Origin of the sequence: Flavobacterium daejeonense DSM 17708 (genome assembly GCF_000425425.1) — a bacterium.
Lineage (GTDB): Bacteria > Bacteroidota > Bacteroidia > Flavobacteriales > Flavobacteriaceae > Flavobacterium > Flavobacterium daejeonense.
Map to the genome: position 1 here is coordinate 243,231 of NZ_AUDK01000001.1, position 13,880 is coordinate 257,110.

A 13,880-nucleotide genomic window follows, 5' to 3' on the forward strand; every position below is an offset into this window, starting at 1 on the left:
CAGTAACCTGCAAAACTTCAAAATAAAAAAAAGGCCTCAGCAAAACCATTGATTTTACTGAGGCCAAGCAAGATACAAACTATATCAATTTAGCAAATATAGCTCCAAACTATTCTTTCATAAGCTGTAAAAGCACCGATTTTGGCACTTCAAAAACACTTCCGTGACGAATTCCGGGAGGAAAAGTCATCTTATTAGAAATATCTTCCCATCCAGTTCCACTTTGTTGAATGGCTCCATATTTATGATCGCGGTATTTATCAAAATACACCGTCCATTTGCCATCAATTTTGATAGCCGTTGGACCTTCTGCCCAATAATTTCCGGTTATTGGCGTACTCGCTTTTGTATAAGGTCCGGTTAAAATTTCGCTATAAGCTACCTTTAAATTCTTTTGAACCGGCAATTTCGTTTCGTCTTTCAAAAACATGATATAACCTTTGGTATCTTTCAAAATAGTAGCGTCTATCACATTAAAACCTGATTCATACAACAATTTGGTAGGCGAAAAGCTTTTAAAATCTTTGGTTGTCGTGTAATAAATTCGATGATTGTAGCCGCTGTCTTCTGTAGTTTGGGTTTCAGGAAATCTTCCCGGAATTGTACTTGCCCAATAAATCATGTATTCTTTGTTCACCTCGTCATAAGTGATTTCAGGCGCCCAGGTATTTCGTGTCTCATTTTCATGTGCCATCACCGGAATGAATTTCTGTTTGGACCAATGGATCAAATCTTTGGAAGAAGCATAACCAATTCCTTTGTCTGTCCAACTTACGGTCCAAACCATGTGATACAATCCATCGCCACCTTTAATAATGCATGGATCACGCATCAATTTATCTTTTCCAACTTCAGGGGTTAAAAACGAACTGTCGTTTTTCAAAGATTGCCATTTATAACCATCCTCGCTATAGGCCAAATGCAAACCATCTTCACCATTTCCTTTGAAATAAGAAAATAAATAAACCGATTTTTCAGTAATAATCTTATTAGCAACCAACCAATGTTCTAATGCAGCAGGCCAATCAATATTAGTTCCTTTGGTTCCAAGACCAAAACCATGTCCGCCATTCTGATACAAATGCATCTCGGCAGCCACTTTATTTTTTTTCAAAGCCAAATAATAATTGATACTATTTTCTACCGGAACTGCTCCATCATCGGTAGCATGCACTAAAAAAGTAGGTGGTGTATTTTCGTTAATTTGCTTTTCATTCGAATATTTGGAAATCAATTCATCAGAAGCGGTTTTTCCCAAAAGACTTTCTTTGGAACCATTATGTGTAATTCCTTTTTCCATAGAAATTACCGGATAAATCAACATCGAAAAATCAGGTCGTGCACTTATATCTCCTTTGTGGTCATACACTTTATCTAAATAATGAGTAGAGGCAGTTGATGCCAGATGTCCCCCGGCAGAGAACCCCATGATTCCAATTTTTGAAGGGTCAATATGCCATTTATCGGCATTTCTACGCAAGGTTCTGATAGCTTCCTGAGCATCCTGCAACGGACCTATGATTTTATCTTTCATAATTTCATCCGAAGGCAAACGGTATTTCAATACAAAAGCCGAAACCCCAATAGAATTGAACCATTCTGCTACTTTGATTCCTTCTTTGTCAATGGACAAAACCGAATAACCTCCACCAGGACAAACAATAACAGCCGGATTATTGATTCCATTATTTTGAACCAAAAAAGGCATCAAAGTAGGTTCTGTAACTTTTCTAATTCCAGTCCGATTTCCATTTGAATCCAAACGGGGTTCTTCCTTGTATGTTTCATTTTTTACCGCTCCGGGAATTTTATCCCATAAGGCAAATCCTGCATTTTCCTGTGAAAAGCAATTAAAGGACAAAGCCATCAAAAAAGCAATTCCAAAAAATAGTCTTTTGTTCTTTCTAGTCATTTTTTTCTTAATTTATTCATTATTATCTTTTTATTTTCTTTCAAAACATCCTAAATCAGGCGCTTTTCCCAGAAACGGAAATCCTATATCAATTCCGGCATCGATTAGCTTACTAGTTGGTTTTAATTTTAAAAATTTGGTTTCTGGCAAACTACCATCAGCCTGACGCGGAGAAATTAAAAAATCTTCATCAATACTCTCAAAGTCGGAAACATTAACCTTAAAATTCAAATTAAAAGAATTATTTTTCAATACGCAACGTGAAGTATCAATATCCGTCAACTCCTCTGAAAGAGCATTGAACCCCAAATTATTAATTAATTTGTGATTCCAACCCGGCCCATCGGTGCCAAAATCTGTTGGGTTCAACGCCAGACAATTCACCATATTATAGTTGCGTCTATTTTTGTAAGCCGTATTATTGTACCAAAAATTTCCTTCTAAATGATGATTCGCATAAAAACCACTTTGCTTGTTTCTTACTGCCAAACAAAAACGGATTGTATTTCTTGGTATCGGAGTATAATTTTCAACAATATCCTGATAAGGTCTTTTTCCTTTTCCATAACCGCCGGCTTTAAAACCATTACCATCAGCTCGACCTACAAATCCTTTGGAATAACCATTATAAAACGCCCAGCAATTTTCTATCAAAACCGGCTCGGCATTACTAATTAAGTCAAAACCGTCATCGCTATTAAACCAAGCTCTGCATCCTCTAAAAACATTATTGACACTTCCTTTTTGCAAATGACAACCAAAACCATCGGTATTTCCTCCTTTTCCACCTTCAGAAACAGAGTCCCAATTATCATGAGCATCACAATTTAAAATCAAATTATTGGATCCGCTCAACATATAAACTCCAATAGCCATATTATCATGCATATCTAATTGTTCCAAAGTATTGTTGCTACCTTGTACCTCAAAACATTCCGATTGGGTATGCGTTTTGATTGTAACCTGAACTCCGGTAATTTCCAATCCTTTTAGATGAATACGATTAGCACTTACCAAAAAAGCAATCACCCTTTTTCCTTGAGGCTTCACATTGGTATAATCAAAAAGTGGCTTTTCATTTTTATAAGCCAAATACGAAATTCCATCTTTACCTAACAAAGTCACATAAGCCCAAATGCGCTTTTGTTGGGAAATTTGGTCTTCACGCATCACATATTTACCCCCTCTAATAAAAACGGTATCACCCGAATTAGCTAATTCCTGAGCCTTTTGAATGGTTTCTACCGGATAATCAAAACTTCCATCATTGCTGTCTTTTCCCGAAGGAGCCACATAAAATTCCTTTGCAAAAGAAAAAATACTGTTCAAAAAAATCAGAACAACTAAAATACTGTGTCGCATAAATGTTTTATTTTTTTGGTTTCTATTAGAAATAGTCATTCACTAAAAAGGGAAGCTTCTCCAACTTCCCTTTTTTTTCTATTTTCAATTCAAAAAATACTTTTTATTTCATCTTGTAAATTTCAGATCCGGCTAACAAAAAACAACCCAATCCATAATCTTCAAAATCAGGAATTTTATCAACTGACAAAGGTTGTCCATCCTTAGGTTCTTTTCCTGTTGATTGTAAAAATCCTAAGAAACCATTTTTTTGCAAACTTTCAGTAGTCAACGCTTTCCAGGCTTTTTCCACTACCGGTAAATAGGTTTTCTTATCTAAAATTCCGCTGTTAATTCCGTAAGTAATTCCATAAACGAACAAAGCCGTTCCTGAAGCTTCTTTTCCTCCAAAATTCGTTGGATCATGCAAACTCACATTCCAAAAACCATCGGGACGCTGGATAGGCACCAATGCCTTAGCCATCGCTTTCAAATCGCTTACATATTGTGCTCTGTGAGGTGCATTTTCAGGGATAATCGTCAATACTTTTGCCAAAGCAGCAATTACCCAACCATTTCCGCGACTCCAGTAACAATCTTCTCCGTTTGGTTCTTTATACGGCGGATCAAAATCGGCATCACGCCACCATAAACCATCTTTAGGATTAAACAATCCGTGGTCTCCATGTTGATTTCTGGAGTACATATACATCTCGTACATTTTCTCAAAATAACGATTATCCTTGTCCAAAACTCCCAATTTGGCAAATACCGGCATTCCCATTTGAATCGCATCAATCCATGACCAATCGTCTAATTGAGGCGTATTCAACAACATATTAATACATTGTCTGGTATTTTTTAACTTTTTAGCATCCGGCTCGATATTGTACAAATCAATATACGTTTGCGCTGCACAATAATCATCGGCATTTCTGTTGGCATTTCCGTTTCTAAATCCCCAACCGTGAAACTCTGACCAGGAATACGCATAATCATAATAGACCTGTTTTGGCAAAATTTCATGCAAAGCCATTAATCCTTCATAATACACGCCGCGTGTCCAAATATTACTCGGACGTTCCCTGTTGGTCACAATTGTTTTTCCGGTATCCGGCCATTTATCCATAAAATATTTATTAGCCAATTCCATCTGAGCCAAAACTTCTTTTTTATTGAAAGGATTTTGCGCTTTCGAAACCGAATGAACAGCTAAAAATGAGATAAAAATTAAACACAGTTTCTTCATTATATAAACTTTTTGGGATTACTATTTCTTTTAAATTGGTTTTGAATTTCAAAAGCAATCGGGTAAAATTAGGATGAATTACAATACTTTCTATCCTGTAGCATCCTGCTAAATTAAAATTAATATTTAATTTTGTTTAGAAAAATACTCCCTAACAAAGAATTTAAAGCATTCTTTAAGTCAATACTTTTATATGAAATTAAAAACATCAACCTTACTGGCTAGCATAAGTATCCTTTTATTAGCCTGTAATTCCAACAAAAAACTCAGCAACGCAACTAAAAAAAGCCAAATCCCTACTCAGGAACAAGTGGGTGTTAAAAACTTAACTGATGAAATTGCACCGGTAAAAGCGCCTTTTGCTACCATCCGTTTTACAAAACCGGTTTTTCCTGATGCCAAAGTCATTTTAGATTTAACGGCAACAGCATTAAACACAAATCGTATTCAAAAAGCCATCGATGAACTCAGCACTAAAGGAGGCGGAACGATTATTATACCCAACGGAATTTGGAAAACCGGCAGAATTCAACTCAAAGACAATATTAATCTGCATTTAGAAGATAATGCCCAATTAGTTTTTAGCGGTGAAATCAAAGATTTTCTTCCGGTAGTTTTCACCCGAATTGAAGGCATCGAAGTGATGTCGCTGGGTGCTTGCATTTATGCCAATGGCGCAACTAATATTGCCATAACCGGAAACGGAAAACTTGTGGGTCCGCAAAAGGGTTCTATCCGAAATAACATTTTAACTAAAGATGTGATTGAGAATGTGATTGATGCCAAAACTCCCGTAGCCGAACGCATTGTGGACGGAAGTAAACAAGACTGGATTTTTCCTCCCATGTTTATTTCGCCTGTCAACTGTAAAAAAGTCTATATCGAAGGCGTGTCTTTGTCCAATACTGCTTTTTGGAACATTGTTCCCATTTATTGCGACAATGTGATTATTCGCGGGGTAACAGTAAACTCGGTTGGAACGCCTCGTGGCGACGGAATTGATATTGATTCCAGCAAAAATGTATTGATTGAATATTGCAACTTAAGTACCGGTGACGATTGTTTTACGATGAAAGCGGGCCGCGCAGAAGATGGAATCAGAGTGAACAAAGCAACCGAAAATGTAGTGGTACGCTATTGCCTGGCTCTCAAAGGCCACGGCGGAATTACCTGCGGAAGCGAAACTGCCGGAATGATTCGCAACCTTTATGTTCACGACTGTGTATTTATTGATTCGGGGGTGGGAATCCGCTTTAAAACCCGCAGAAACCGTGGTGGCGGAGGCGAAAACCTGACTTACGAACGCATCCGAATGAATTTAGATCAAACAGCCATCAAATGGGATATGCTCGGTTCCTCGGGAAGTGTTGGCGATTTAGCCGACCGTTTGCCTGCCAGAGCCATCACTCCTTTGACTCCTAAATTTGAAAAAATTACCATTAAAGATATTATCATCGAAAATTGCAGCAATTTCATCAAAGTTTTCGGAATTCCGGAATCGCCGGTTAATCATTTAACTATTGAAAATGCAACCGTCAATTGTGGCGAATTATTTAATGCACATGATCTTCGCAACGCTGTTTTCAGAAATAGTACAATTACTTCCAAAGATTCGACCTTGTTTTTATTAGATTCAAAAAATGTATTGTTTGACCAAATTGATTTCCAAACCAAAAATCCGGTACAATTAGACATCAAAGGTTCGCTCTCCGATTCGATTATCGTTCGTTCCGGAAAGAACATCAAAAACACCAAATGGTTTGCCCAAAAACAATAAAAAAATCCCGGGAGTCCAAAATTCCCGGGATTTTTTTATCAAATTAAACGACCATTATTTCATTTGATTTTTCAAAGGAGTGATAGTCACTGGTCCTAACAAACCAGACGGCATTGGCGCCCATTTTGTCGCATCAAATTTATTATAATCCTTATCCACCATATTGATTTCATAGAAAATTTTCCATTCTTTTCCTTTCATTTCTAAATCACGAACGCGGTTAGCCGAAAGATTCGTCACTTCAATTTTCAATTCGTTTTTCTCTTTCTTTAGTTGTCCCAAATTGATTTGAAAAGGAACTGACCAAGTCGCTCCAATGTATTTTCCATTCAACCAAATTTTAGCACTTTCTCTCACATCACCTAAATTCAACTGCCAGTTATCGGCAGCGATTTTTGGAGCATCAAATTGCAAGGTATAAGCTGCTGTTCCTGAAAAAGCTTCAGCATCTGCACTAATTTTAGTCCAGGATTCTAAAGAATTTACTTTAGCCGGAGCAGGTAATTTTGGCCCGCCTTTTTCAAAAGCAATTTGCCAGTCTCCTTTTAAAGCGATTGGCTCTGCCAAACTATCATAATATTGCCAAGGTTTTTCTGAAGCGGTATTTTCAGTTTTCAACAACAATGATTTTCCGGATTCTATACGAAGTTTTACCAAAGTAGTCTGTCCATTTTTTTGAACCATCGCATTACCCACATTTCGAGTCAACGGATCTAAAATCAGCACTTCTTTATTGGCAATTGCCAAAGGAATATAACCTTCAATTACTTTAGAAGTATGATTTACCAAATAATAAATCTTTTCTCCGTTCAAATCTCTTCTGATAAATTTCAATCCGGTTTTTACCAAAGTTTCCGGCTGTTCCTTAGCCTCTGATAAAGCTGCAAATAAATCATTTACTGGATTTACCAAAGTTTTATTGGAAGCAATCAAAGCTTCCATTTTTTGATTTTGATTTTCATAATCTTTCAATCCCGGAACAGATTTTGGCAAACCTTCAAAAATTATAGCAGCTCCATCTTTTTTCAAAGCAATCAGTTTTTCTAAAGTAGCCAATGGCATTTTATCACAATTTGGCACTACCAATGATTTGTAACTACCGCCCGGCAAAACAACTAATCCGTTTTCAACCTTTGCCTGAGCAATAAAATTATCCGATACAAAATCGACTCCGTAACCGTTTTCCATCAGTTTTTTAGTCGTTTCATAAAAAGGAGTTCCGTGCAACCATTCTTTCAAAGAGTGAATTTTAAACTGAAAAAACAAATTTCCTTCTAAAGTTTTCCCCCAGGTGTCGTAAACAGGATAATACAACAGCGTTTCATTGTCCGGTTTTCCTGCCTGCAACAGCGATTGACAATTAGCAATATAATCGAATAATCCCGGAGCATCTTCCCAAATCGAATTATTAACATTAAAATTTACCGAAGCATAAAATTTCCAACCCGGCCATTCGGCTCTTTTAGGTGAATAGGTAGAACCATGTAAGAACACATGATTGATTCCGTTAAGCATTAAATCCTCAACCTCCGGTTTACATTGCGACAAAGCCGTTTTAAAATGATCTCTTAACCAGGTAAATGTTTCCGAGGAAGTCAACGGTTTTCCGGCAATATGTGCAGCCGAAGAAGAAAATTTCAACATTACCGGATCGGCATCTCCTTCGCGGATATCTTCTTTTTCACGTCGGAAACCCGGAATATCATAAGGCATCGAACCAAAAGTTTCACATTCCGGAATATCCGCTGAGGCATACAAATCAATCAGATTTCCCGGAGAACCATGCGCCTGCAACTTGGTTTTAAACTGTTTAGCGTTGGCCCATTGCGTCCACGGAATATCAAATTTGTTTAATAATAAATCCGAAATGGTTTCGCGATAATCGCTTTTTACACGATTGCCAATTTCAGTATCTTCCTTACTCAACAATTGCGGCAGGTATTTTTTCAAATCATAACCGCGACGTTTTTCAAATTCCTGTAAAAATTTAGGCGTAAAATCGGTTCCGTAAACTTCGTAACTATCATTAAAAATTGCTCTTAATTTCCCTTCTAAACCTGTCAAAGCCTTATCAAAAGGAACCACATACGCATTTAGCGCTTCCTGAGAATAATGATCCAAAGTATAACCTTTTCCTCCCGGTGCTGCTCGTTTTACCTGTTGCCCTGTTTTCCCTTCAAAAACGGCATACAGCGTAAAATTAGTTTTCTTAGCTTTCCAATCTAAGCGATCGCCTTTTAACTGGCTCGTCAAATCCTGATAAGAACCATCGGCGCCATAAGCCACAACGGCCAATAATTTCCCCGGGATTTTTTCTTTTGCCGCATCGGTTTTGATTTCTTTGTTGAATTGTTCGTTTTTTTGAATTTCATATTTTTCAACAATTAGCTTTGTTGCTGCATTTTCTACCGAGACCTGTGACCCTCCGTAAGGCCAGCCTGTTCCCAGTACCATATCGACCTGCATTCCTAAACTGTCGGCTGTTTTTACGGTATAAGTCAACATCTCCATGTATTTTGGAGACAAATAATCGATAAAGTTTTTCTCCTCACCTTTTACCCCATAAATCGGAGTGATTTCCACCCCGCCAATTCCTACTTTTTGAAAATCGATTAAACTGGATTTTAAATTAGGTTTGTCAACGGCATTTCCCATCCACCACCAGCGCGCCCAGGGCTTATTGACATTTTTAATTTCCGGCCAGGAACTTTGCCCTGAAGCATTTAAAGAGAATAGCATTCCCAGAAAAACCGGAAAGCAATGGTATTTTATTTTCATGTATTGTTGATTAAAATTAGCTAAGTTGAAATAAATAAACAGATACTTCTTTTTAAATAAAGCCCCTAAAATTAGTGAACTCTAATTTTTATTGCATCCTGCTCCGTCCTGCCCACAACAACAATACCAAATTCAGTATTTAGCTGCTTATATTAATTTTTATGAATTTCAACAGCATAAATTTGAGTAGTACCTTCAAAATTGGCTCTGAAAATGATATACTTTCCGTCCGGCGAAAAATGAACATTTGGTTCTAAATGGTAATCGTGATTTTTCATGTTTACCAATTTTTCTGAAACCAAACTATCTCCTTTAGGTACAAAATGATACAACCACATCCCGTCTTTGGCATGAGCTACCTGACCAGCATCACCTCCATCACCTGCAAAGGATTTCATATCCGGTGCAATATTATAATGTATCGACCATTCGTCTCTTTTTAAGGCATATCTGGTTTCGATACCCGTTTCCAGATTTTTCCCCGCTAAATAAAACGTTTCACTACGAGGAATTTGCAAATCAAACCAAATCGTTTTTCCATCGGGACTAAAAAATTCATGACCAGCAATTTCTCTTTCTACGGTTCTTTTATGAATCAAAGTTGGTTTTGGATTTCGAATATCAATATTCCAAATACGATCTACTTTATGCCAGGGTCCTTCATGACAATACATAAATAAATTTGAATCAACAGGCGAAAATTGTTCGTGATTCAACCAGGCGTTTTCAGAGTATAATTGCGTCAATTTTCCCGTTGCAACATCAACTGTGATTAATGTTCGTTTCAACTTTGCTTCATAAATTTTATTGAAATAATCACTTTTTTGCGGATTATTTCTAAAAATCTCCCGCTCCTCATTAGAAGATAAAACACCTCCCAAAAGTGTTTCATCCGCATTTAAAGTCGCTACCGAACCCGGAACTCCTTCAGGAAATTTAAACACAAACTCAGTTTTATGCGTATCAATATGAGTCGAAAAAATACTGTCTTTCATTCTGTAAAACACTTTTCGGGTTTTTCGCCCAAGAATTTCCCCTCCTTTACTCCCAGATTTATCGGTTATTTGAATGATTTTCTTTGAAGCTAAATCAATCGAAAAAAGCTGAATCCCATTTTTAGTACTTCCATAAAACAACATCAGCCAACTTTTGCCATCCGCCGATTTCACAAAAGGATTATTATGAAAATAAAAACTGGAATTAGTTCCTTCTCTTTGGACTAATTTTTCCACCTTATGTCCCGTTTCGTCATCAACCCAAAGTCCTAAAAACGAACTTTCTTTAGAGGTTTTCATCACAGGAATCGTCTTTTTTGGAATTTCAACACTCAAATTTGACTGGGCTTTAGAAGAAAAAAACACCACAAGAAACCCAAAAAGCAAATAAATTGATTTATTCATAATATTTTTATTTATTTTTTTTAATAAGAATAAAAATAATTCATTTTTTTTAATAAAAACAACAGAAAAACAATAATTCATTAAAATTAAATACACAAACAGTCTATTTAACATTATAATTACTCAAATCAAACCCAAAACAAAAACAAATCAAAGACCTGAAAAACAACAACTTACAAAAAATAAAAAACCAACTACAGCACAGTAAAGGACAGTTAGACTGTCTTAATCATTAAATTTGGGTTAATTTTTTAACCTTAATCACAACTAATTATGAAAAAAAAAGTTAACCACTTTTTGTGCTTAGTTCTGACCTTATCTATAAGCGTCTTATCTTATGCTCAAGAAAAAGTTATTAAAGGAAAAGTAAGTGACGAATCAGGACTACCAATCCCCGGAGCTTCTTTACTTATTAAAGGGACCACCAAAGGAAACACCACCGACATGGAAGGAAATTATTCGATTTCCGCCAAATCGGGAGACATTATCATTTTTTCCTACTTAGGCTACACTTCAATCGAACAAAAAGTAGGTTCCGCCAGTACTTACAACATTTCTTTACAACCCAGCAAATCAGAACTTGAAGAAGTTGTCGTAGTAGGATACGGAACACAAAAGAAAAAATTAGCAACAGGTTCCATGTCGTCAATCAAAACAGAAAACTTTACAGAAAGACCTATCTCAAGAGTAGATCAAGGACTCGTAGGTCAAATTGCAGGTGTAAGAGTTAAACAAACATCCGGACTACCAGGACAACCATTTAGTATTAACATCCGTGGTACAGGTTCTATTTCTGCCGGTAACGAACCATTATATGTAATTGACGGCTTTCCTATCCATACCGAGGGAACAAGCAGTAGTGGAGGCTTTTCAAACGGAAGTCCGTTAGACAACATGAACCCTAATGATATTGCCTCAATTGAAGTTTTAAAAGATGCAGCTGCAGCTGCAATTTATGGTTCCAGAGCATCTAACGGAGTTGTCTTAATTACCACAAAAAAAGGTAAAGCAGGCAAACCTAAATTTACTTTTAACACCTATTCCGGAATTTCAAAAGAAGTAAAAAGAGTAGATATGCTTAATGCTGAACAATGGATAGACCGAGCCAAAATTATGATTGACTATCAATGGGTTAACTCCGGAATCGTTGGTGCATCAGCCAATCAAACGGTAGACGAAAGAAGAACAACTTATAATGCCGGTAATGCTGCCAGTGCTGCTGATCTTGGACCTACTGAATTCAACACCAGCTACATGTATGATCCAAGATGGGACGAACCAGGACATCCGGGATTAGATTATATCAATTGGCAGGATGTTATTTTCCGCACAGGAATGTTTAACAATTACCAACTTTCTGCTTCTGGAGCAACAGAAATGGTTAATTATTATGTATCGGGTAATTACCAAAAAAACAAAGGGTACATAATAGGAACTGATTACAGTTTATATTCTGCAAGAGCAAATGTAGATGTAAAATTTTCAGACCATTTAAAAATGGGAATAAACATCGCTCCTTCTTACTCTATAAAAAATGACCCAGGGGTTGAAGGAAAAGACAGTACTATACATAAGGCCTTGGGCGCAACTCCGGTTTTTGAAAGCTCTCCAAATGCTGAAGGTGAAAAATACACTACCCGATATGCCTGGGGTAGCAGCACCACAAGTATGTTACCCCTTTTACAAAGAACAGGAAGAAATTCGATGTTTAGAAACATGTTATCTGGTTACATTGACTATGAAATCATAAGCAACTTACATGCTAAAAGTACCATTAACTTTGACAATGCCGACAATACTTTTGAAGGATACACTCCAAATGATGTTTTAGCAAGTATCAGAGGAAGTTATAACACCTACAGAAGACAAAACATTGTAAACGAAAACACCTTAACTTACAGCGGTACAATCAAAGACAATCACAATTTTACTTTACTTGCCGGACAATCATATAATTCATATCAAATTACAAAATCAAGCCTTTCATCTGGCAACCTATACAATAGTTTCACCATTGAGACTCTTCCTTCAGGTTCAACAGGAAGTACCAATTCCGAAAAAAATGTTCAAATCTCATATTTCGGAAGACTACAATATGACTTCAAAGAGAAATACATTCTTTCTGCCAGCATCAGACGTGATGGATCTTCAAAATTTGGATTCGAACAAAGATGGGGAACTTTCCCTTCTCTATCTTTAGGCTGGATTGTTACAGAAGAGAATTTTATGAAAAACATAGACTGGCTTAGCTCATTAAAACTAAGAGCCAGTTCCGGATTAAACGGAAACAACAATATTGGTAACTATGCCGCATTTTCCACATTAGGCTCTTACAATTATGCTCTAGGCGGAGGGACTGGTTTAGGTCAAGGAGTTTCAAGTATCCCAAACCCTTATTTGCACTGGGAAAAATCAAGATCTAATGATTTCGGTTTTGACTTTGGCTTATTAAAAGGCAAAATATCCGGAACCTTTGATTATTACACTAAAACAAATAGTGATTTATTATTAAACGTACCTATTTTAGCCGCATCAGGTTTTACCAGCTTCTTAACCAATGTTGGAAAAGTACGAAACAATGGATGGGAATTCGAACTAAACACAACAAATATTACCACTAAAGATTTCCAATGGAGAACATCAGCTAATATTAGCTACAACACTAACAAAGTATTAGCATTAGGACAAGATCAGGACAAAATTGAAATCGATTCAGAGTACGGTGCTGGTGTTCCTTTTTACAAATTAGAAGTTGGAAAACCAATGTACACCATCTTTGCCATCAAACAAGATGGAGTTATTACTCAGGAAGACATTGATAACGGCGGAACTACCTGGGGAGGGAATCCTCTTGTATTAGGAGACCCAAAATATGTAGATCAAAACGGAGATAAAAAAATCACCACAGAAGACAGGGTTGATGTTGGAAATCCAAATCCAAAATACATTTGGGGTATCACCAATACCTTTAAATACAAAGATTTTGATTTAAACATCTTAGTACAAGGTCAAAATGGCGGTTATATTTACAGCTTATTAAGCCGCGGAATCAACCGTACAGGCCAAGGAGCTGTCGAGAATACACTTGATGTTAATCCAGCAACCAGAGGAAACTGGAAAACCACTTTTGGTTTTGTTCCAAATACCGATTGGCTATACAAATCAGATTACATCAGCATTAGAAACATCACTTTAGGATATAATCTTTCAAATGCTTTAAAATCCCTAAGCAGAATTGACAATGCCCGAATTTATCTAAGTGCCGAAAACTGGTTCTACAAAGACAAATACAAAGGAGGATTCAACCCTGAAGCCACAAATACCTCAGGTAGCAGCAACAGCAGCTTCCCTGTTCCGGCGGATTACGGTGGAGCTCCAATGGCCAAATCACTTGTTTTAGGACTTAATATTAATTTTAACTAA

General features: G+C 36.8%; 7 protein-coding genes. 2 read left to right on the forward strand and 5 right to left on the reverse strand.

The window, feature by feature from the left end:
* Positions 1-109: 109 nt before the first annotated feature.
* The 3 genes from H599_RS0101035 to H599_RS0101045 form a co-directional block, all read right to left on the reverse strand.
* Complete coding sequence (locus tag H599_RS0101035) at positions 110-1,912, reverse strand: prolyl oligopeptidase family serine peptidase (protein ID WP_026712417.1); 1,803 nt, start codon at positions 1,910-1,912, stop codon at positions 110-112.
* Positions 1,913-1,942: 30 nt separating this feature from the next.
* Positions 1,943-3,274: a right-handed parallel beta-helix repeat-containing protein gene (locus tag H599_RS0101040; RefSeq protein ID WP_026712418.1), complete on the reverse strand. Its 1,332-nt coding sequence runs from the start codon at positions 3,272-3,274 to the stop codon at positions 1,943-1,945.
* Positions 3,275-3,377: 103 nt separating this feature from the next.
* Positions 3,378-4,502, reverse strand: a complete 1,125-nt coding sequence (locus H599_RS0101045; RefSeq protein WP_081810474.1) for a glycoside hydrolase family 88/105 protein — start codon at positions 4,500-4,502, stop codon at positions 3,378-3,380.
* Positions 4,503-4,695: 193 nt separating this feature from the next.
* Here H599_RS0101045 and H599_RS18965 point away from each other — a divergent pair, with 193 nt between their 5' ends.
* Positions 4,696-6,279 (forward strand): glycoside hydrolase family 28 protein, encoded by a 1,584-nt coding sequence (locus tag H599_RS18965; protein WP_035140970.1) that lies wholly within the window; start codon positions 4,696-4,698, stop codon positions 6,277-6,279.
* Between the two features lie 54 nt (positions 6,280-6,333).
* Here the strand turns inward: H599_RS18965 and H599_RS18970 are convergent, their stop codons facing one another.
* Both H599_RS18970 and H599_RS18975 read right to left on the reverse strand, forming a co-directional pair.
* Positions 6,334-9,057, reverse strand: coding sequence for a glycosyl hydrolase (locus H599_RS18970; protein WP_035140972.1), 2,724 nt, complete (start codon positions 9,055-9,057; stop codon positions 6,334-6,336).
* 152 nt (positions 9,058-9,209) lie between these two features.
* Positions 9,210-10,457, reverse strand: a complete 1,248-nt coding sequence (locus tag H599_RS18975; RefSeq protein WP_081810484.1) for an oligogalacturonate lyase family protein — start codon at positions 10,455-10,457, stop codon at positions 9,210-9,212.
* Between the two features lie 273 nt (positions 10,458-10,730).
* On the opposite strand from H599_RS18975, the gene H599_RS0101065 reads away from it, so the two are divergent.
* Positions 10,731-13,880, forward strand: a complete 3,150-nt coding sequence (locus tag H599_RS0101065; protein WP_026712420.1) for a SusC/RagA family TonB-linked outer membrane protein — start codon at positions 10,731-10,733, stop codon at positions 13,878-13,880.

Excerpts from the sequence above, each read along its gene's own strand:
- H599_RS0101035 (WP_026712417.1), bottom strand. The coding sequence starts at position 1,912 with ATGACTAGAAAGAACAAAAGACTATTTTTTGGAATTGCTTTTTTGATG.
- H599_RS0101040 (WP_026712418.1), bottom strand. The coding sequence starts at position 3,274 with ATGCGACACAGTATTTTAGTTGTTCTGATTTTTTTGAACAGTATTTTT.
- H599_RS0101045 (WP_081810474.1), bottom strand. The coding sequence starts at position 4,502 with ATGAAGAAACTGTGTTTAATTTTTATCTCATTTTTAGCTGTTCATTCG.
- H599_RS18965 (WP_035140970.1), top strand. The coding sequence starts at position 4,696 with ATGAAATTAAAAACATCAACCTTACTGGCTAGCATAAGTATCCTTTTA.
- H599_RS18970 (WP_035140972.1), bottom strand. The coding sequence starts at position 9,057 with ATGAAAATAAAATACCATTGCTTTCCGGTTTTTCTGGGAATGCTATTC.
- H599_RS18975 (WP_081810484.1), bottom strand. The coding sequence starts at position 10,457 with ATGAATAAATCAATTTATTTGCTTTTTGGGTTTCTTGTGGTGTTTTTT.
- H599_RS0101065 (WP_026712420.1), top strand. The coding sequence starts at position 10,731 with ATGAAAAAAAAAGTTAACCACTTTTTGTGCTTAGTTCTGACCTTATCT.